We start from the raw sequence: 19,245 nt of genomic DNA, 5'->3' as shown, positions 1-19,245 counted from the left end.
GTTGTGCGGCTTAGATCCTAGCAAACAGCAGCGCCCGCCCTTATCCCCCTTGCCGAACCGGCATCGCCACCTCCGAAATCGGAACCGCACAACTCTTCGCATCAAACAACTCCGTCGTCTGATACCCCTGCAACAACCCGAACTTGATCCTGTGCTGTCGCAGTCGATCAATCAGAAAATCAAACGCAGCCGGCGTCCCCTCCGCCAGCCTCAACTTGCGACTCAACGGCCGCGTGGCATCGTCCCATTGCAACGGAATCACAAGCTCCGGATGCACCTGGTCCACCGTCTGCCGGTAATACAGGTCCTGGAAGTATTCGCTCTGTTCCGCCAGCCCGCCGGTCGGCAGGAACAGCACATCAGCGTTCACATGATCCAGCGCACCCGGCAGGAAGTTCGTCGACGACTTGATCAGGATCGATCGCGCGCCTTTGGTGATGAGGAAGTCGGTGGAACTTCCGCCCGGGCGTGTTCGCCCTGATTTGCCCTTCGGCAAGGGCGCCGCCTTGGAGGCGATCTGCTGGATGCGGAATTTCCCGACCTTGATGGTGCCGCCCGGCATGTACGCGGTGAGTTGTTGTTGCGGCACGCCGTCGGCGCGCGCGACCTCGAGGGATGCGCTCGGGCCGTAGACGGTCGCGCCGGTCCTGTGCGCGATGTAGGCCGCGTCGCGGATGCGGTCGTTCGCGCCGGCGAGGAAGATCGCCCGGAGGCGGTTGGCTTGCAGCAGGTGCAGGGTTTCGTCGATGCGCGTGTCGTCGGCGCGGGTGTCGGCGTCGGTGGAGCGGCTCACGCGTGGGTTGATCAACAGCTGCGTTTCGCCGTCGTCGACCAGCAGCATCGCGGTGCCGAGGTAGGTGACGGTGATGCTGCCGGGCCTGGGCTGCACGCTCACCGACTTCAATACGTTCTCGCGGTAGCGCTCCGGGATCGGGTCGCCGGTGTCTTCCGCCGTGTCTGCCGCGCCGAACGCCGACGTGCCGTCGCTGTGCCGTTGGCAGGCGGCACAGGCCAACACCGCCAGCAGCAACCAGGCAACAGCATCACGTGTACGCATGGCGGGCCTCCCTTGATTGATACGGCAAAGAAACGGGGCGACGGTCGTTGCCGTCGCCCCGAAGTTCAACTGCTCAGCAGTCGCTTGCCGTCATTGGCAAAGCGGGCAGCTGTCGGTGCTGTAGTCGGTCTGCGGGTTCGGGAAGTTCGGGACGGGAATGGCCGTATCGGCGCTCACGTCCACCCGGTTTCCGAAGACCGCAAGGTCCGTATCGGTTTCGCCGTCGTCGGGCGCGATCGCGTTGAAGCACAGGCCTTCGTCGTCTTCGATCGTGCCGTTGCCATCGGTGTCACCGAGCAGGATCGAGTCGGTCGCCGAGCCCATGGGTCCCAGCGTCGTCCCGGTCGGCACCAGCGAGTTGGCGCTGATCTTCGGATCGGCCACGACAAGGTTCTTCAATGCGACGTTGCCCTTGTTGGTGACTTCGATGCTGAAGCAGGCGTGCGCCTTCATGCCGCCCGTGGTGTTCACCAGCGTCACCTTGTTGCCGACGCAATCCTTGACCACGTCGATCGCCGTGTTGGTGGGGGCGACGCACTCGTCCAGGACGTCGTCGTCGGACTTCATCTCATAGTTCCGGATCAAGTCGGGATCGCCCGTGCCGACGAAGGTCTTGGCGCGCGCCTGGACCTTGTTGAGGAACGGGTTGTCCAGGCTGTCGCAGGACAGCGTCACTGTCACCGACGAATGGCCCGTGATGGTGTTGGCGATTTCATACGCCGTGTCCTTGACCAGGTTGGTGTTCAAGGTCAGCGCCGGGTTTGCGGCGGTGCCACCCGATCCGAGGTTGACGGCGGTGATCTTGCAGGCGTTTCCGGTCGTGCCGCCCAGGCCGACCGTCTCGACCAGTTGCACGTCACGCAAGGTGCCACCGCTTGGGTTGTTGAAGGTCACGGTGAAGTTGGTATGGACGCTGACGCCGTCGTCGTTCACCACCGGGCTCACGCCGGCTTCGACCTTGCAGGCCTTGGCAACGGACATGTCGCACAAGGCGAAATCACCAAGTGCGAAATCCTTGAGCTGTGCGGAAGTGGAGGCGGACGTGCGCGTCATCGCCATGAACGAAGCGAAGCACGTCGATCCGGTGCCGAAGATTTGCGTCAGGTCGACGCCGCCTTCGTAAAAGGTGCGCGCCGGGAAGCTGCTCGATGGATCGAACGTGCTGCCGGACTTGAAGAAGTAAGTGGACCAGGAGGAGGGCACGGTTTCGGCATTGCTGTTCGACGCCGCGCACGCCATGGGCGTGGTCTGGCCGGCGACGTTGTTCAGGCAGTAGCGATCGCCGACGGTGAAGCCGCCGCCCGTCGAGGTGGAGCCCACGACCTGCAGGGGTTTCTGTCCACCGATCCACCGGAAGACGTTGATCTCGCCGATCTTGCCACCGGTGACGTAGTCGGAAGTCACCAGGATGTCGCCGACGGTGTGCGTGCCGATGAACTGTCCATTGGCGCCGAGGCTGATCTTGTCCTTGAAGAACCAGAAGCCGGTCGCGGCGGTGCCACCGGAGCCGGAACGATCGAGCCCGAAATAGACCAGCAAGTGACCGTTCGAAGGATCGGTGTACGCCGCGGCAAACGCATGGCCGATTTCGTTCTTGATGGGCGAGACCGCGGAGGTGACCTGTTGCCATTGATTGACGTTGTTGACGTCCTTCGAGCCGCCGCCTGTGAACGCGGTGTCCGTGGCATCGAGGCCGTCGGTGATGAACGTTTGGACGTTGGAATTGTTTTGCGCGATCAGTCCGGGGCCACCAGGACGATCATCCGCGATGTTTTGCCAGTCGTCGCCGGTCGGGGCGTTGTCCAGCGCGTTGCCTTCGAGTTCGAAGATGGTGTCGTCGTTGACCGAGAAGGCGATCATGGGGATCGCAACGCCAGCGCCGGCGAGGAGCAGGGCGAGGATGCGACCGCTAAGTTTGTTTCGCTTGCTTGATGTGGAGGTTGGCATGTCCGAATTCCCTTGGAAGAAGGACGACGCCGTCTGACCGCGGGGGACCGGCAACGGCCCGCGGAGCATCTTCCCGACTGCCGCTCGCAGGAATCGCTCGTGGAGGTGAGATCAAGATTGGCCGACCGCGTGTCGCTCGCGCGTTCGACTTGTGATGCGACCCGTCGAGGTGATGCCCGAGTTGGGGAGCTTCGAACCTCGCGCACGAAAACGGCGACCCTTTCGGGTCGCCGTCGTTTTCCGCCTCACGCGATGAGGTTTACTTCGGCGCGGCACACGCCGCAGGCAGCGCAAAGGATTCGCGGATGACCACCTTGGTCCCGCGTGCCGACCCACGTGCGCCGACGCCGACGCCATACTTCGCGAACGCGCGCCACACCAGGCATTCCTGGCCCACGTCGGTGAGCGATGCGAGAATGCCGTCGCGCATGTCTTCGAACGTGGGTTCGGCCGGCGTGTAGTTCATGCCGTCGACGAGCACCGCCAGCGTCTGGTCGGCGGTGAAACCCGCGGTCTGGAAGTTCTTCCACACCTGCCAGCCGATCGCGCCGTACAGCTCGCCGTCGAAGTGCACTTCGGTGCCCTGGACGTCGCCATAGGTGCGCGAGTAGTTCGCATACGGTTCGGTGCGCAGGCCGTTCACGAGTCCCGTCGAGTACTCGGCCACCTTGTCGTCGTTGTTGACGATGACCGAAAGCACGTCGCTCATGCCTTCGCCGATCGCACCGCCCAACGGGCCTTCCATGCGGCCGATCATGCGCCACGTCAGGCCATGGCCGTATTCGTGCCACACGATGTCGGAGTCGAGATCGCCGTCGCGACGGATCAGCGGCGGATCGATCACGCGGATCGTCGCTGCGATCGGCGAGGCCGCGCGCAGCGTGGCGCCCGCCGCCTGCGTCACCATGACCGCGGGGATCTGCGGCGTCGTGCCGCCCATGACGATCGGATCACCGACGCGGTTGTTCGCGACGATCAGCGCGACCGCGCCCGCGGCCTGCGCGTTCGCCGCCTTGACGACGAAGTCGCACGTACCACGATCGACGAGTGCGATCTGTCCGCTCACGTTGGTCGTGATGGCTTCGCAACCATCGGCGTTGCTCGCACCGCCGCCGTCGAGTGCGGCGACGACCGTGCCCTGCAGGCCCGCCGGGGTGAAGGGCGGTGAGAACTCCGCGCGCCGCGCCGCGTAGGTCACGCCGCCTGCGATCACCTGGTGGTCCGGTTCCGGCGAGGACCACAGGTACATCTGCATGCGCGGATTGCGGCCGTCGCGCGGCGTGGCGAAGTTGGCGTTGTCGGTGCTGCCGCCGTCTTGCGCTTCGGCATTCACCGAGTCGCTGCCGGTGCCGCCCAGGCCGAAGTTGTTTTCCTGGAAGTTGCCCGCGGCTTCGTCGAAGCCCGCTGCGTACAGGCGATCGTGGATGACGTTGTTGAGGTAGAACAGGTTCTGCACCGCGACGTCGGGGTTGGCGCCGTCATAGGGCTGCGTGGCGGGATCGAAGGTCGCGAGGAAACGACGGTTCGACACGCGCGTGCCGCCGGCGTCGGGCAGGCCGTCGTTGTCGGTGTCCAGGTAGGCATGGACATTGTTGCCGGTGATGTTGTCGCTCAGGTGGCTGCCGTTGAACAGCCAATTCGTCGGCCCGCTGATGATCGCCTGCGGCGTCTTGATCGGATCCACGGTGAACACGCGATAGTCGTCGCGCGCGGTGCGGTGGCTCGTATCGAGCACGCGGCCGTCGCCGGAGACCAGCGTTTCGACGAGGTCGTTGCCGGCTTCGCGCCAAGTCTCGACGCGGAACCCGACTTGCAGGCGGCCATCGGCCAGCGGCACGGCGACGCGCGTCACGATCGGGCCATCGTGGAAGCCCTTGGCCTTCGCGAACTTGGTGGCGGCACCGATCTTCTGCACGCGTGCGGGCGGACCGCCGGCAATATTGCGCGCGACTAGCGCGACGCGCAGCGCGGCGGCTTCATCGACGCGCGCGGCTTGCAGGCCAGTGGCAGGAACGGCCGCAAGATTTTCCACGACGCTCAGCAATCTGCCATCGCGACCGATCGCGGCCTTGACGTAAGCGCCTTGCACTTCGAGCCCACCGACTTCCTGCTGCATGCGCAGTTGGCGAACGCCCTTGCTGTCGCGCGCATCCGAGCGCACGCGCAACGCGTTGACGGCGCCGGCGCCATGGCCTTTGCCGCGCAGGAAGTTCGAAACGATCGTCGACGCCGCGGCTTGCGAGGGCGCGGTCAAGGCTTGTCCATTGGTGGCGCGCGTGATGCGCGTGGCGGCGCGGTCGTCGCGCGCCGACGGAGAGATGGCGGCCGCCTGGACGGCGAGGGCGACGGCAGCGGAGAGCAAGCCGACCGCGCAGGTCGATGCAAGGATTTTCATGGAAGGAACTCCCGGAGGGGTGGGGGAAACCAGCGAACGGACACGGCCACCTCCCTCGTGGCCGCGTCGCCCGATTGGGCGACCGGGTTCGTTCGTTCCGGGTGAATTTAGAGTCTACGGTCGCTTGGGTTCCTGAAGGCGGCGGCGATCCTCACCATTGGCGCTGGGCGAACTCATGCGCAACGGGGCGGCTTTGCGGCGCAAGCGCAGGAGTGCGACCAGGATCAAGCAGGCAACCGTTCCGCTTCCACCCCAAACGGTCATCACCAGCATCGCCCAGGCCGACGCCTGGGATGGATCGCCTCCGTCCATCCACACCGGTAACCAATAGATGCAGTAGGCGAGGGCGAGCGGCGCGACGAATGCCGACGCCCACAGCCAGCGAACCTGCAGCACTCGCGAGAGTGCGAGCACAACCAACATCGACGCCACTGTGACGATGGCGGTGGTCGCTGGCAAAGGTAGTGATCCAAAGGTGGCGAACATGTCCATCGCGCGTGCGCCCAACGATTCGGCTGATGCGCCTGAGATTAACCGACGAACCGACCGACTTGGCTCGAGTGGCAAGACGCTTCAACCGACGCTATCGTGGCCCGGCGCACCACAGGGGAGTGACGCATGCGCCTGCCGGATCGTGATCGCAAACCCATCGACCGCTTGCCGATGGTGGCAACGGTGCTTGGATGCCTCGTCGCCCTCGTCGTGGTCGGCGCGATTGCCTCCCTAGCTTACACCAGGGGCGCCCCTTTCCCGCGCGAGTACCCGGGCAACTTTTTCCCGGCCGGCGCGGTGAGCGACCTCGAGCAAGACTGGTACGGAAAACAACTGTTCGCGATGGAAGAACCGGTGCTCGGTGCGTCGCGCGCCGACGCCGCGCCTGGCGTGAGCGAACTGCGCGTGCTGGTGCTGCCGGCCTTTGGACACCCTGCGGCGGTGCGCTACACCTTCGACAAGTCGGCCACGACCAGGCGCGCGATCAAGTTGTGTCATGCCGGCGCTGACACGCCGGGGAACATCGGGATCGACCACACCACGACGCTCACGCCGACCGAGTCCGCGGCGATCCTCGCCTCCCTAGACGCGAGCGGGTTCTGGTCGATGCCCGCGAAGGAGGACTTCCTTGGCGCCGATGGTTCGGAGGTCATCATCGAAACAGTGCGCGACGGCGAACATCGCGTGCGGGTGCGTTGGTACCCCGAATACGACGCCGGCCCGCGCGGGCTCGATGCGTTCGTCGCGTTTTACACCGATGCGTTGAAGCGGGGTGGGGTCGCCACCAGGCAGAAGGTCGTCGACCCTGCTTGCAAGCGATGGGGTTGAAAGCGCCTCCTACCGACTCGCGTCGACCATGGCGTTGAGCGGCGACCGATCCCCCACGAACCAAATGTGCCCGAACGGATCCACGAAACTGCCCTGGCGATGCGGCCCCCACGGCATGTCGTGCACGCGCGCCGGGTAAGTGCGACCGACGCCTCCCGCGCCGATAGCGCGGGACAGGAACGCATCCGGATCATCACAGAACACTTCCACTCGGACCGACGGCATCCCGAGCCGCTCGGGAGAGGCCCAACCATTGTTTGCCGGCTCGCCGAGAAACACCGGTGCGCCGGCGATCGTCAGACCGACGACCGAACCCAGATCCCACGACACCTCCGCGCCCAATGCCCGGCGATACCACGCCGTGGCTTCCGCCGCGTTTGGAACGGCGAGCATGACGGAGATGATTGCGTTGGCCGGCTGCATCGTTGGAGCCTCCGTGCGCGCCGGTGTTTACCCGACGCAGACCTTCCGAATGCCCGCATCGTCGAACGCGGCCCGATAAAAAGCGTGATATCCCGCGAGATTCCGCTCGTTCGTGTCGTAATCGGGCGACCAACGATCGACGACGCGGTGTTCGCTGCCGCGGATCGCTTCGACGACGATCCGAAGACCATCATTGCCGTCGCCCCCGCCTTCAGCCGCCATGTTCCAGTACCCGGAGGCATCCAACGACGCGAGGAGCGCGTCGGCCTGCGCACGCGTCAATCGGTCGGAGCGATCCGCCGTGATCCGGGCCGGCACGTCATGTCTCTGCAGTAACACGGTGCGCCTGTCCGCCCCGTCATCGTCGAACTGATAGCGCACCGCGGCCGAATGGCCGAACGCTCCCACGCAAAGGATGCGCAACGCGGCGACTCGCGTTCCGCCCGCTTCGATACGCAACTCCGGCTCCCTCATGGCATCGAGTTGCCCGCGATACATAAGATGCAGACTCGCCGGCATGACTTCAGGCGGAAAGTACCAACCCGATCGCGGCATCGAGATGCCTAGCATCGCCGACGCCGCCATCGCGACGAGCAGGCATGCCACCAAGGTGGCGAAAACAAGCCAGGACGTCATCAACGCCGGCTTGGCTGGTGGCGCCTTGTGGAGGTCCATGCCGCCGACGTTATCGCCGGGAGCCCTGGTTTGCAAAACGAATGAATTTCATGCGTCGCGCTCAGGGCTGGAGGTGCTCACCAACACCGCGACGCCAACAAGCACAGCAAAGAAAAAGTACGAGATCGATCCCATGATCAAGAAAGCCAGGAAGGCTGCCCGCGGGCCGATCTCGGGCGCAAAGCCGGGAGCGTGGGGCACGAGAAACACGAATGCCGCCCAAGCCGAAGCCGCCAACGCCCCCAGCAAGATAACGGCACCGACGTATCTCTTGAGGCACTTGGAGAAGATTTTGGTCATCTGCCATTGCTCTTGTGCGAAAACAATCAGCTCCCTGCAAAGCAGCGCTTTGCAGCCCCCAACACCGGCTCGGGCGGAAGCCCCCGATCGAAGCGACCCGCAAGGTGATGCCCCAGCGTGGGGAGTTTCAAATTTTTTTCCCAAAAAAATTTGGAACTTCACACGTTCGGGCGGCGCGCCAATGATGGAGTGGCGCGCTTCACTACGGAATCAACAACACCTTCCCGGCACTCCCACGCCCCTCAAGAATCGCATGCGCCCGTGCCCCTTCGCGCAATGGCACCCGCGCAGCAACCCCCACCCGCAACGCCCCCGCACGCACCGCACCGAATAACCGATCGGCGCGCGCCTGCCGCACCTCCGCCGTCGTCAGCACATTCCACAAATCCCCGCCCACCAACGTCAACGACCGATCCATCAACACCCGAGGATCCACCGGATCCGGATCCCCCGCCGCCATCCCGTAAAACACCACCGTCCCGCCGGTCCGCGCCAACCCCATGCTGTCCCCGAGCGTCCGCCCGATCGAGTCGTACACCACGTCGACACCCTCCGGCGCCACCGCACGCACCCGATCGACCCACCCGGCCCCCGAATCCAACGCATGCCGCGCACCCGAAGCGAGCGCAGAACGCCGCTTCTCCTCGGACGAAGCCAACGCAATCACCGTCGCCCCCTTCGCACACGCCAACTGCACCAACAACTGCCCGACACCGCCACCGGCCGCGTGGACCAACAGCGTCTCACCCGCCTGCACCGCATGACTGTCCTCGAGCAAAAACTGCGCCGTCAGCCCCTGCAACAACAACGCCGCCGCCGTCTCCGAATCGATGTCGTCCGGCAACACGATCAACCGATCCAAGGGCACCGCCACCAATTCGGCATTGGCGAACGCACTGTCGGCGAACGCGACACGCTGCCCGACGGAGAACGCACCGCCAACATCCTGGGGATCGAGCGCAGCGATCACCCCCGCACCCTCGTAACCGGCGATCCACGGCGGCGACCCTGCGAGGTAATACCGCCCCTGGCGCCGATAAATGTCCGCGAAGTTGAGCCCGATCGCCTCCGTGCGCACAACGGCCACGCCGGGGCTGGGCTGCGGATCGGGCAGGGCGGTCCATTCCAGGACCTCCGGCCCTCCGAAACGCGAGAAAGTCAGTGCATGCATGGCCGGTCTCCGCGGGAAACACGATGTTATCGGCTCCCGCCGCCTAAAATGCCGGCCACGACCCCGCCACCGAATCCGCCGCATGTTGCGACTGACCGACCTCAAGCTCCCGCTCGACCACCCGGAACAAGCGCTGCGCAAGGCGATCCTGGCGCGGCTGGGCATCGCCAGCGACGAGCTGACCGGCTTCACCGTCGCCAAGCGCAGCTACGACGCACGCCGGCGCGGCGCGATCGTGCTGATCTATGCGGTCGACGTCGACACCCCGCGCGAAGCCGACATCCTGCAACGCCTGCACCTGGACGCCGAAGCCGCGCAGTACGCCCACGCAGGGGAGGGCGGCAAGGTGATGCCCACGCCGGACACGAACTACAAGTTCGTGGCGCGCGCCCCCGACAATCTCCCGCTGCGCCCGCTCGTGATCGGCATGGGGCCGTGCGGCCTGTTCGCCGGCTTGGTACTCGCGCAGATGGGCTTCCGCCCCATCATCCTCGAGCGCGGCAAGGCCGTGCGCGAACGCACCAAGGACACCTGGGGCCTTTGGCGCAAGAAGACGCTCAACCCCGAGTCCAACGTGCAGTTCGGCGAAGGTGGCGCGGGTACGTTCTCCGACGGCAAGTTGTGGAGCCAGATCAGCGACCCGAAGCATTACGGCCGCAAGGTGATCGACGAGTTCGTCAAAGCGGGCGCGCCCGAGGAGATCGCGTACGTCAGCAAGCCGCACATCGGCACGTTCCGGCTGGTGTCGATGGTGGAGCAGATGCGCGCGACGATCGAGTCGCTGGGCGGCGAAATCCGTTTCAGCCAGCGCGTCGACGATCTTCTCGTCGAAACCGACAGCGCCGGCACGCGCCACGTGCGCGGCGTGACGCTCGAGAGCGGCGAACAACTGCGCGCCGACCACGTCGTGCTCGCGCTGGGCCACAGCGCGCGCGACACCTTCGCGATGCTGCATGCACGCGGCGTGTTCGTCGAAGCCAAGCCGTTCTCGATCGGCTTCCGCATCGAACATCCGCAATCGCTGATCGATACCGCGCGCTTCGGTCCGCAGGCCGGGCATCCGCTGCTCGGCGCGGCCGATTACAAACTCGTGCACCACTGCCGCAACGGACGCTCGGTCTACAGTTTCTGCATGTGCCCGGGCGGCACCGTGGTCGCCGCGGCGAGCGAACCTGGTCGCGTGGTCACCAACGGCATGAGTCAGTATTCGCGCAACGAACGCAACGCGAACGCGGCGATCGTGTGCGGTATTTCGCCCGAGGATTACGCGCCTTATGGTGAAGGCCCGCTCGCCGGAATCGAACTGCAACGGCACTGGGAAGCGCGCGCGTTCGAACTCGGCGGCGGTGAGTACGAAGCGCCGGGGCAACTGGTGGGGGATTTCCTCAAAGCTCGCGCGTCGAGCTCCTTCGGTGGCGTGCTTCCCTCGTACAAGCCCGGCGTGCGCCTGGGCGATCTCGCGGATTCTTTGCCGGAGTACGCGATCGAAGCGATCCGCGAAGCGCTGCCGGCCTTCGACAAACAGATCCGCGGCTTCGCGATGCACGACGCGATCCTGACCGGCGTCGAAACCCGTACTTCTTCACCCGTGCGCGTCACGCGCGGCGAGGACGGCCACAGCCGCAACACGCGCGGTTTGTTTCCTGCAGGCGAGGGCGCGGGTTACGCGGGCGGCATCTTGTCGGCCGGCGTCGATGGCATCCGAACAGCCGAAGCCGTCGCGCTCGATATTCTTTCGCGCACCACGCGCGCGGCGTAGTTACTTCCGCTGCGCGCTCTCCGCGCGATCGATCGCGCCATCGGTATTGGCATCCATGGCCTTGAAGTCGCTGTCGGAGTAGGCGGTCACTTCCTCGGGCGCCAGGAAGCCGTCGTGGTTTGCGTCGATCGTGTCGAACTTGCTCGGGTCGGGCGCGTCGGCGACTTCGCTTCGCGACAACTTGCCGTCGCGATCTTCGTCGTGGAGCAGGACCACTTCTTCGACGTAATTTCCGTACTCGGTGCGGTCGACCTTGCCGTCGTGGTTGGCGTCGGCGACATCGAAACGCGCCGGTTGCGCGTCCGGCTTGACCTGCGCCGCCGCCGGAAGCGCGGCCGCGACGAGAAGGGCGAACCCCAGGGCCAGCTTGATCATGATCGCCACTCCTTCGCTCAGACGTCCCACGCCCCGTCGGATTTCTTGCAGGCGGTGCCGGTGGTTTCGTCGACCGACTCGCCGCCCACGCTGAGGCCACGTCGGAAATCCCGGCACAGCCGTCCATCGGACATGCGTTTGGTATTGAGCGCGACGAAGTAACCCGACTCCTGCGTGCGCGGATCGTTCCAGGTGATCTTCTGCCCGGACGCACCGTTGTTGAGCGCACGCTGCGCGGCGTCCTTTTCGTACTCGGACTTCGCGTGCCGCTTGTACAGATGGTCGCCGACGAACCCGCCGGCCACCGCGCCGGCCGCCGTCATCAACACCTTGCCGGTGCCGCTGCCGAACATGTTGCCGACCAGCCCACCGACCACAGCGCCGGCAACGACCGAACCGCCCTGTTTCTGGCTCTCGCGGGTGCCCGGATCGCTGGCGCAGGCGGTCAGGGCAAGCGCGGCGGCAAGCACGAGGACGTGTTGCAAACGATGGTCCATGGCAGTGACTCCGGGCCGCCCATGACGCGGTCATGTTCCAGTCGGGCGGTAAAGCCCACGTGACCTCCGAAACGTTGCGCGTCCAACTTTTCAAAGGTATCGGCTTCGACCCAGCAGGGTCGCAACCACGCCAAGCAACAAACCCAAGAGGCAGAAACCGACCCCCAGCGCAGCGATCTGCGCACCCGACCACCGCGGCACGTGGGAGCCGACCATCGCGTAGAGCGCAGTCGGCACCGCCGCCAGCAGCAACAACAGGCCGATCGAAACGACAAGCCACCCCACGCGGGAGACGAAGATCGCGCTTCGCTCACGAGCCGGGGACTTGTGTCGTGCAAGTTCGTCGTTGGGGTTCCGACGCATTGCGAAGCTACGGATGAGAACAACCAGTCGGCATGATCGTGGCGCATGTGGCCGATCGGGACACCGGTAAAACCGCGGGCGTCGTCTGCGTAAAAGTACGTAGGACGTACGGCCTCGGCGCCATCGGATGCCACACTGTCGAGATGCGCAAACGCCCCCCCATCCTCGACGGGCTCCCTGCCAGCACACTGCAACTCCCACCGGGCCCATGGCCGACCGTGCTGGATTGCCTGTGCGAACGCTTCCGGTCGATCACGCGTTCGCAATGGCTGGAGCGGATGGCACGCGGGCGCGTCGTCGACGACACCGGGGCCTGGCTGACGCCGGAAACCCCATATCGCGTGGGCCTCGAAGTCCACTACTACCGCGAAGTTCCGGACGAGACGACCATCCCTTTCGAAGAAGTCGTACTGCACGCCGATGCCGACTTGCTGGTGGCGGACAAACCGCACTTTCTCCCGGTGGCGCCCACCGGCGTGCATGTCCATGAAACCCTGCTGGGTCGCCTGATCCGCGCGACCGATAACCCCGCATTGGTGCCACTGCACCGCATCGACCGCGAGACCGCGGGATTGGTGCTGTTCTCGACCAACCCGCAAACCCGAGCGCAGTACCAGGCGCTATTCCGCGAGCGACGCATCGAAAAACACTACGAAGCCATCGCACCGGCGTTGCCGGGCATCGATTTTCCATGCACGCGGTCCAGCCGCATCGCCGCTGGCGAACCGTTCTATCGCATGCAGGAAATCGAAGGACCGCCGAACAGCGAAACCCGCATCGACGTCATTGCGCGCGGCGCCACGCACTGGCGTTTTGCACTGACACCGGTCACCGGCCGCACGCACCAACTCCGCGTGCACATGGCCGCATTGGGCGCACCGATCGAAAACGACGCGCTCTATCCGTCAGTGCGTCATCGCAGGGCAGGGGACTACACCGCGCCGTTGCAACTGCTGGCCAAGCGGATTGCGTTCGTCGATCCGCTCAGCGGAGAGGAGCGCAGCTTCGCGAGCAATTTCGCGCTTACGCACGCACATACCGCAAATGCGTAGCGTCCGAACTCTCGATCACCCTGTCGATGCGGAACCCCGGCACCGACGCACCAAGATTTTCGAACAAGCGCCGCCCACCGCCGAACATCACCGGCACCAACGCAATCTCGAGCGCATCGACCACGCCGAGCTTCAAATACTGCTGCACCACGTCCGCCCCGCCCGAAATCCGGACATCGCGGTCTCCCGCAGCAACCCTGGCCTGCGCAAGCGCACACTCCGGCCCATCGTTCACGAAATAAAACGTCGTCCCACCCGGCCGAACCCACGGCTCCCGCTTCTCGTGCGTGAGCACATACACCGGCGTGTGAAACGGCGCCTCCTCGGGCCATGAAGCCGCACCCTGCTCGAACATCCGCTTCCCCATGATGTTCGCCCCGATGCGCTCCATCGTCCGACGCACCATGTCATTGACCGGCCCGGTCTCGCCCCCCGCGCCGAACCCATGGTTCTCGCGAAAGGCCTGCTGTTTGAGCAGCCACCCCATCAACGCCCCCCACTTGGCGCCCCAGCCCAGGTACTCCGGCGTCTCCCAATGTTCGATGGCCATCCCTTCCGGCGCCATGTAGCCATCAAGACTCAGCCCGATATTCACGAAAACCTGGGGCATGTTTTCACCTCGAGAGTTTGCGCAGAGGCTACCCCGAAAACGATCGGCCCCCTGCAAAGCTTGCTTTGCAGCCCCCAATGAACGCGCGAGCGAAACCCCCTTGATCGAAGCGACCCCGCAAGGTCGATGCCCCAGCGTTGGGAGTTTCAAATTTTTTTCCCAAAAAAATTTGGAACTTCCAACGTTCGGGCGGCGCGCCAATACCGGAGGCCCGCTCTTGAACCCCAAGACACCCCGAACCCAACCCCACGGCCCGTTTCAGCCGCTTGCTGCGTTCCAGTCCGAATGACCCCCAGTGCACCCCCATGCTGACCATCCGCCAGCTCCGCAAACGCAAAGTCGCGCAATGGGTGCTCGGCTACACCGCCGTCGCGTGGGCCCTGCTGCAGGGCGTGGGCATGCTCGCCGGCACCTACGGCTGGTCCGCCATGCCGATGCGCGTGGGCGTGGCGCTCGCGGTCCTCGGCTTCTTCATCACCCTCGTCGTCGCGTGGTTCCAGGGCGAACGCGGCCAACAGAAAGTCACACGCCTGGAAGTTGCGTTGATCGCGATCGTGGTGATCGTGGGCGGCGCCTGGCTCTGGCAGACCGTACGCACGACGTCGGAAACATCGGTCGCGACCACCGCCGACAACGGCATCCCGACGATCGAAAAGGACCCCTCGATCGCCGTGCTGCCCCTGGAGAACATGAGCGCCGACAAAGCGCAGCAATACTTCTCCGACGGTATCTCCGAAGAACTCCTCAACGTGCTGAACAAGGTGCCCGAACTGCGCGTGATCGCGCGCACCTCCAGCTTCGCGTTCAAGGGCCAGGACCTGTCCGTGCCGGACATCGCGCGCCGCCTTCACGTGGCGTCGATCCTGCAGGGCAGCGTGCGCAAGGCCGGCAGCCGCGTGCGCATCTCGGTGCAACTGGTGCGCGCCACCGACGGCACGCAACTGTGGTCGGAAAACTACGACCGCAGCCTCGACGACATCTTCCAGGTGCAGGATGAGATCGCCGCGTCCGTCGTGGACCAACTGAAGATCAAACTGCTCAAGGCGCCGACCGTCACGCCCGTGGATCCGCGGGTCTACGCGTTGGTCCTGCAGGCGCAGGCATTGCTCGACCAGCAGAGCAAGGAAGGACGCGCGCAGGCGCTGCTGGTGTTCAAGCAGGCACTGTCCATCGCGCCGAACGAAGCGCGCGCATGGGCGGGCCTGGGCCGCGTGTACATCAACCAATCCATCTACAGCGAAATGCCGCCGGCGCAGGCGGCGAAGCTGGCGCACGAAGCGCTCGACAAGGCGCTGCGCATCGATCCGCGCAACGTCATCGCCATCACCGGCCTGGCGCGCCTGGCCGCGGACTTCGACTTCGACGCGCAGGCCGCGGCCGATTACAACAAGCGCGCATTGCAGATCGAACCGAACAACCTCGTGGCCATCAACACGCTCGGCATCCTGCTCAGCAACGTGGGCCGCTTCGAAGATGCGCTGCCGCTGTACGACTATCGCGTCGCGCACGATCCCGCGAACCCGACCGCCTACAACAATCGCGGCATCACCCGTTACTACGCGCGGCAATGGGACGCGGCCATCGACGACTTCCGCACCGCGCTGCGCCTGAGCCCGGCCTTCGTCGGCGCACGCAACGGCATCGCCGTCTCGCTGCTGGTGGGGAAGGGCGATGCGGCCGGTGCGCTGCGCGAGATCGCGGGCGAACCGGATGAAGCCTCGCGGCTGCAGGTGCGCGCCCTGGCCTTCCATGCGCTCGGCCGCACGCGCGAGTCGAACGAGGCCCTGCAGCAGCTCATCAGGACCTATGGGGACCAGCAGCCCACGCTGATTGCGCTTGCTTACAGCTATCGCGTCGACCGCGACGCGGCCTTTCACTGGTTGGACGAAGCCGCGCGCATCCACGATCCCGCCGCCACGTCGGTGGCCTTCGACGTGCTGACCGACTCGCTGCGCGACGACCCGCGCTGGCCGCCGTTCCTGCGCAAGATCGGTTACGCGCCCGAGCAGCTCTCGGCCATCCGGATCGAGGTCCCCAAGCCGGGAACGTGACGGGTTAACCCCACCCGATCGGGGGAGTCCCACCTGCGCGGTTCCGTCGTTCTAACTGATTGGACCCACTCACGCGCAGCGGACGGAACACGACATGCATGTCAAACGCACTCTTTGCCTGCTCGGCCTGGGCCTGATCGCGACGGCGGCGGCTTACGCCCTCGGTCATCCCCATTTCCTCCGCGCGCCCAGTGCGCGGCTCGGCTCGCCCAAGGTCATCATCAATTGGGCCGAAGCCGGCCTGGGCAACACCGGCAGCGGCATCACCTACGTCGCGAGCGCGACGGCCGGCGCGAAATTCCAATGCGTCAAGACCGGGCATGTTTGCCCGAAGCCGGGAGCGAAGGAAGAGGTGCTTTACAACGTCCACGTCAGCGGCACTTTCAGCGTCGACAAGAACGGCAAGATCAGCGACACACTGGTCATCCCCGCGCCTGAAAGCACGCTGGTCTGCCCGCAATACCAGCACGTGGTCATCGCCTCCGTCGTCTTCACCAACATCACCCTGAAGGACAAGACCAACGGCATCTCGTCGCCGGCCAACCCGTCGTCGCTGGCATACAACGGGCCTGAATGTCCCTAGTCAGTAACAAGGGAGCACGACATGAAGTTCAAACGCACGCTGGGCCTGATCGGCCTGGGCCTCGTCGCAACAGCGGTCATCGCCGGCAACCCGAAGTTCCTGCGCGCGCCCAGCGCGTCCCTCGGCTCGCCGAAGGTCATCGTGAAGTGGACCGAAGTCGGCCTCGGCGGCCTCGACAGCGTCAGTTACACGGCAAGCGCAACCGCCGGCGCCCGCTACCAATGCGTCAACCGCGGCAACAATTGCCCGGCCGCGTCGAACAAGGCCGACGTAATGGCCAACGTCTCCGTGGGCGGCACCTTCGACGTCGATCAGACCGGAAGGATCACCGGAACCCTGACCATTCCGGCGCCGGAAAGCAATCTGGTGTGCCCCGGCAACCAGGTCGTGGGCGTGGTCTCCGCCGTCTTCACCAACATCACCCTGACGGACTTGACCAACAACGTTTCCTCGCTCACCAACCCGTCGTCCTTGACGTACACCGCCCCAGAATGCCCGTAAGACATCGCGGTTTGCACCAAGGAGCAATGGTCGCCGTGCGCGGCGCATGCGATGACTACCGCACCCCAACCGGCGCGGAGTCATCGCCATGTCGCACACGATCACCCTCACCCCCGAACAGGCGGCCACCCTGATGCAGGCGCTCGCGCAAGTGGAAGCCGTCCTGAAGGACCTTCCGCTTGCGCCTGTGCAGTGCGAGATGGCGCTGACGGGCGCGAAGCGCGTTGAGGTCGCGGCGCCGACCCCCGACGTCGACGAACACGCACCAGTGTCTGAAGGCCGCCATCACCGCTTCCGGCAGCGCCTCCAGCGGCGTCGCAGGCAGCACCTGCAAGCACCTGCGCCCTCGAAGCATCCCGAACGAGAGAGCGCTCCGGAAATTCCGGCGCTATTCCACGTTTAACGCGAATCGGCTTCGCGAAAACGATCGGCCACCTGCAAAGCCGCGCTTTGCAGCCCCCAACCACCGCTCGGGCGAAAGCCCCCGATCGAAGCGACCCGCAAGGTGATGCCCCAGCGTGGGGAGTTTCAAATTTTTTTTCCAAAAAAATTTGGAACTTCACACGTTCGGGCGGCGCGCAAATGATGGTGTAGCGCGCTTTCGAGCGAATCAATCATCGCTCTCCGCAGCAGCCTCCCGCCCCTGCTGCCGAATCACCGCCTCCTGCCGCGCATCCTCGATCGACATCAACACCGCCCCCACGTCCGCCTCGTCCGTACTGAAATGGAACTTCCCCGTGAGCGCCGACTCCGGCAACAACTCGCCGGCCTCGTACAAAGCCCACATCTCCTCCCCGAAATGCAACATGTCGAGCTCCGGCGCAAAAAACGCCAAAGCAGAACGCAACTTGTTGACATCCCGCAACAACATCGCACGCGCATGATTGTTGCCCGCGGCACTGACCGCCTGCGGCAAATCGATGATCACCGGCCCGTGCGCATCCACCAACACGTTGTATTCCGACAAATCGCCGTGGATCATCCCCAGGCACAACATCCGCACGACCTGCCGAACAAGAAAAACGAAAAACTCGCGCGCACGATCCGCATCGAGCTCCACCTCGCTCAACCGCGGGGCACTGTGCCCCTCACTGTCGACCACCAGCTCCATGACCAGCACACCGTTGAAATACCCGAACGGACTGGGCACGCGCACACCCGCCGCGCTGAGCTGGTACAGCGCATCGACTTCGGTGTTCTTCCACTGTTCTTCCAGCGCCTTCTTGCCGAACTTGCTGGCCTTGCCCATCGCGCGTGCCTGCCGGCTCCCGCGCACCTTGCGCCCTTCCTGATACTGCGAGCGCGCCTGGAAACTGCGCTGCGCCATGTCCTTGTAGACCTTCGCGCAGCGCAACTGATCGCCGCAACGCACCACATAGACCGACGCTTCCTTGCCGCTCTTGAGCTGGCGGACCACGGCGTCGATCACGCCATCGTCGAGGAGGGCTTGCAGTCCAGCGGGGGTTTTCATGGGCGCTTGCGCTGGAATGGGCGCGCATTATCCCCCACCGGCAATTGCGCCGGTCTCACGCCCGCAACGCGTCATTGCGGTTCGGTCACCGGTCCCCAGCGCAGTCGGTAGTCGAGGTTCTCGACATGGTCCGGTTTCCCGCATCCGCCGGTCGCCAGGCCCTGGCAGGTCAGCAAGCGCCAACGGACTTTCGCGGGAGGCGGCAATGGTGATGCGTTGCTAGTGAGTGCGTGGGGCTTGTCCAATGCCAGGCGATCCAGCTTGGACCTGTAACAGGGATCGGACGTCGGCCTGAACCAACAGGTGCCTTTCGGCGCTGCCGTCGCGCCGTAATCGCAATACGCAGAATCGGCCGCGGCGGGCTTGTGACTGTCGCACTCGGGCCCTTGCGCGGTGCAGGTGAGTTGCACGAGCGCATCCTGGAACACCAGGCAACCGCCCCCTGTCACGCCCGTTTTCCATCGGGCATCAGGGCCTCCAGATCGCCGTCGGGCGCATTGATCAGTCGAAACGATCCCGAAACGGTTTGTGCTCCGACATCGACCGGCCCCGGCTCGACTTTGAACAGCGCCGTGCTGAAGCCACAGGCGATGAGTGCAGCGATCGCAACCAACGCAGTCCGGCGCATCGTCGTTCCCCGTGCGGGCCCGATCGAGTTAACGACGCAGGGTTGCCATGGCCGGCCATGCCGTCGA

22 protein-coding genes are annotated in these 19,245 nt (G+C 65.0%); 7 read left to right on the top strand and 15 right to left on the bottom strand.

Translation table 11 applies throughout. The features are described from left to right. Positions 1–40 precede the first annotated feature (40 nt). The 4 genes from AC1DOM_RS11635 to AC1DOM_RS11620 form a co-directional block, all read right to left on the bottom strand. A complete protein-coding gene (locus AC1DOM_RS11635; protein WP_498963434.1) occupies positions 41–1,030 on the bottom strand; it encodes an MBL fold metallo-hydrolase in 990 nt (329 codons plus the stop codon). A 117-nt stretch (positions 1,031–1,147) separates the two neighbouring features. Next, entirely contained in the window at positions 1,148–2,917 is a 1,770-nt protein-coding gene (locus tag AC1DOM_RS11630) for a hypothetical protein (RefSeq protein ID WP_498963432.1), read from the bottom strand. Positions 2,918–3,263: 346 nt separating this feature from the next. Further along, positions 3,264–5,399: a M36 family metallopeptidase gene (locus tag AC1DOM_RS11625; RefSeq protein ID WP_498963430.1), complete on the bottom strand. Its 2,136-nt coding sequence runs from the start codon at positions 5,397–5,399 to the stop codon at positions 3,264–3,266. Positions 5,400–5,513: 114 nt separating this feature from the next. Next, positions 5,514–5,891 (bottom strand): hypothetical protein, encoded by a 378-nt coding sequence (locus AC1DOM_RS11620; protein WP_498963428.1) that lies wholly within the window; start codon positions 5,889–5,891, stop codon positions 5,514–5,516. 126 nt (positions 5,892–6,017) lie between these two features. On the opposite strand from AC1DOM_RS11620, the gene AC1DOM_RS11615 reads away from it, so the two are divergent. Continuing rightward, complete coding sequence (locus AC1DOM_RS11615) at positions 6,018–6,719, top strand: hypothetical protein (RefSeq protein WP_498963426.1); 702 nt, start codon at positions 6,018–6,020, stop codon at positions 6,717–6,719. A gap of 9 nt (positions 6,720–6,728) precedes the next feature. Here the strand turns inward: AC1DOM_RS11615 and AC1DOM_RS11610 are convergent, their stop codons facing one another. From AC1DOM_RS11610 to AC1DOM_RS11595, 4 genes are all read right to left on the bottom strand, one after another. Continuing rightward, the gene (locus AC1DOM_RS11610) at positions 6,729–7,142 is read right to left on the bottom strand and encodes a VOC family protein (protein ID WP_498963424.1); all 414 of its coding nucleotides are present in this window, start codon (positions 7,140–7,142) and stop codon (positions 6,729–6,731) included. 27 nt (positions 7,143–7,169) lie between these two features. Continuing rightward, positions 7,170–7,817: a hypothetical protein gene (locus AC1DOM_RS11605; protein WP_498963422.1), complete on the bottom strand. Its 648-nt coding sequence runs from the start codon at positions 7,815–7,817 to the stop codon at positions 7,170–7,172. Positions 7,818–7,865: 48 nt separating this feature from the next. After that, complete coding sequence (locus AC1DOM_RS11600; RefSeq protein ID WP_498963420.1) at positions 7,866–8,117, bottom strand: hypothetical protein; 252 nt, start codon at positions 8,115–8,117, stop codon at positions 7,866–7,868. A gap of 202 nt (positions 8,118–8,319) precedes the next feature. Further along, positions 8,320–9,288 carry a quinone oxidoreductase family protein gene (locus tag AC1DOM_RS11595; protein WP_498963417.1) on the bottom strand — a complete coding sequence of 323 codons (969 nt, stop codon included), beginning with the start codon at positions 9,286–9,288 and terminating at the stop codon, positions 8,320–8,322. An 82-nt stretch (positions 9,289–9,370) separates the two neighbouring features. Between AC1DOM_RS11595 and AC1DOM_RS11590 the strand changes: the two genes are divergently transcribed. Then, positions 9,371–11,047 carry an NAD(P)/FAD-dependent oxidoreductase gene (locus AC1DOM_RS11590; RefSeq protein WP_498963415.1) on the top strand — a complete coding sequence of 559 codons (1,677 nt, stop codon included), beginning with the start codon at positions 9,371–9,373 and terminating at the stop codon, positions 11,045–11,047. On the opposite strand, the gene AC1DOM_RS11585 is transcribed toward AC1DOM_RS11590, so the two are convergent. From AC1DOM_RS11585 to AC1DOM_RS11575, 3 genes are all read right to left on the bottom strand, one after another. Next, a complete protein-coding gene (locus AC1DOM_RS11585; protein ID WP_498963413.1) occupies positions 11,048–11,422 on the bottom strand; it encodes an EF-hand domain-containing protein in 375 nt (124 codons plus the stop codon). 17 nt (positions 11,423–11,439) lie between these two features. Beyond that, the gene (locus tag AC1DOM_RS11580; RefSeq protein ID WP_498963411.1) at positions 11,440–11,919 is read right to left on the bottom strand and encodes an RT0821/Lpp0805 family surface protein; all 480 of its coding nucleotides are present in this window, start codon (positions 11,917–11,919) and stop codon (positions 11,440–11,442) included. Positions 11,920–12,009: 90 nt separating this feature from the next. Further along, positions 12,010–12,282, bottom strand: coding sequence for a hypothetical protein (locus AC1DOM_RS11575; RefSeq protein ID WP_498963409.1), 273 nt, complete (start codon positions 12,280–12,282; stop codon positions 12,010–12,012). Positions 12,283–12,425: 143 nt separating this feature from the next. Between AC1DOM_RS11575 and AC1DOM_RS11570 the strand changes: the two genes are divergently transcribed. Further along, complete coding sequence (locus tag AC1DOM_RS11570; protein WP_498963407.1) at positions 12,426–13,334, top strand: pseudouridine synthase; 909 nt, start codon at positions 12,426–12,428, stop codon at positions 13,332–13,334. Here AC1DOM_RS11570 and AC1DOM_RS11565 read toward each other — a convergent pair. Next, positions 13,306–13,944 carry a dihydrofolate reductase family protein gene (locus AC1DOM_RS11565; RefSeq protein WP_498963405.1) on the bottom strand — a complete coding sequence of 213 codons (639 nt, stop codon included), beginning with the start codon at positions 13,942–13,944 and terminating at the stop codon, positions 13,306–13,308. The two genes, AC1DOM_RS11570 and AC1DOM_RS11565, sit on opposite strands and share 29 nt — an antisense overlap. 305 nt (positions 13,945–14,249) lie before the next feature. Between AC1DOM_RS11565 and AC1DOM_RS11560 the strand changes: the two genes are divergently transcribed. The 4 genes from AC1DOM_RS11560 to AC1DOM_RS11545 all read left to right on the top strand — a co-directional run bounded on the left by AC1DOM_RS11560 (position 14,250) and on the right by AC1DOM_RS11545 (position 17,482). Beyond that, a complete protein-coding gene (locus AC1DOM_RS11560) occupies positions 14,250–15,995 on the top strand; it encodes a tetratricopeptide repeat protein (RefSeq protein WP_498963403.1) in 1,746 nt (581 codons plus the stop codon). A gap of 94 nt (positions 15,996–16,089) precedes the next feature. Then, positions 16,090–16,578: a hypothetical protein gene (locus tag AC1DOM_RS11555; protein WP_498963401.1), complete on the top strand. Its 489-nt coding sequence runs from the start codon at positions 16,090–16,092 to the stop codon at positions 16,576–16,578. A 21-nt stretch (positions 16,579–16,599) separates the two neighbouring features. Then, positions 16,600–17,079 (top strand): hypothetical protein, encoded by a 480-nt coding sequence (locus tag AC1DOM_RS11550; RefSeq protein ID WP_498963399.1) that lies wholly within the window; start codon positions 16,600–16,602, stop codon positions 17,077–17,079. 88 nt (positions 17,080–17,167) lie between these two features. Beyond that, complete coding sequence (locus AC1DOM_RS11545) at positions 17,168–17,482, top strand: hypothetical protein (protein WP_498963397.1); 315 nt, start codon at positions 17,168–17,170, stop codon at positions 17,480–17,482. A 207-nt stretch (positions 17,483–17,689) separates the two neighbouring features. On the opposite strand, the gene AC1DOM_RS11540 is transcribed toward AC1DOM_RS11545, so the two are convergent. The 3 genes from AC1DOM_RS11540 to AC1DOM_RS11530 all read right to left on the bottom strand — a co-directional run bounded on the left by AC1DOM_RS11540 (position 17,690) and on the right by AC1DOM_RS11530 (position 19,178). Continuing rightward, complete coding sequence (locus AC1DOM_RS11540) at positions 17,690–18,550, bottom strand: PA4780 family RIO1-like protein kinase (RefSeq protein WP_498963395.1); 861 nt, start codon at positions 18,548–18,550, stop codon at positions 17,690–17,692. A 71-nt stretch (positions 18,551–18,621) separates the two neighbouring features. Further along, a complete protein-coding gene (locus AC1DOM_RS11535; protein WP_498963393.1) occupies positions 18,622–18,999 on the bottom strand; it encodes a hypothetical protein in 378 nt (125 codons plus the stop codon). Beyond that, positions 18,996–19,178, bottom strand: a complete 183-nt coding sequence (locus AC1DOM_RS11530) for a hypothetical protein (RefSeq protein WP_498963391.1) — start codon at positions 19,176–19,178, stop codon at positions 18,996–18,998. The genes AC1DOM_RS11535 and AC1DOM_RS11530 overlap by 4 nt, the downstream gene beginning before the upstream one ends. Positions 19,179–19,245 lie beyond the last annotated feature (67 nt).

It is taken from the genome of Lysobacter sp. P5_B12, from assembly GCF_056400425.1.
The sequence above is the reverse complement of the archived record's forward strand: the minus strand, read 5'-3'. Positions and strand labels throughout refer to the sequence as shown.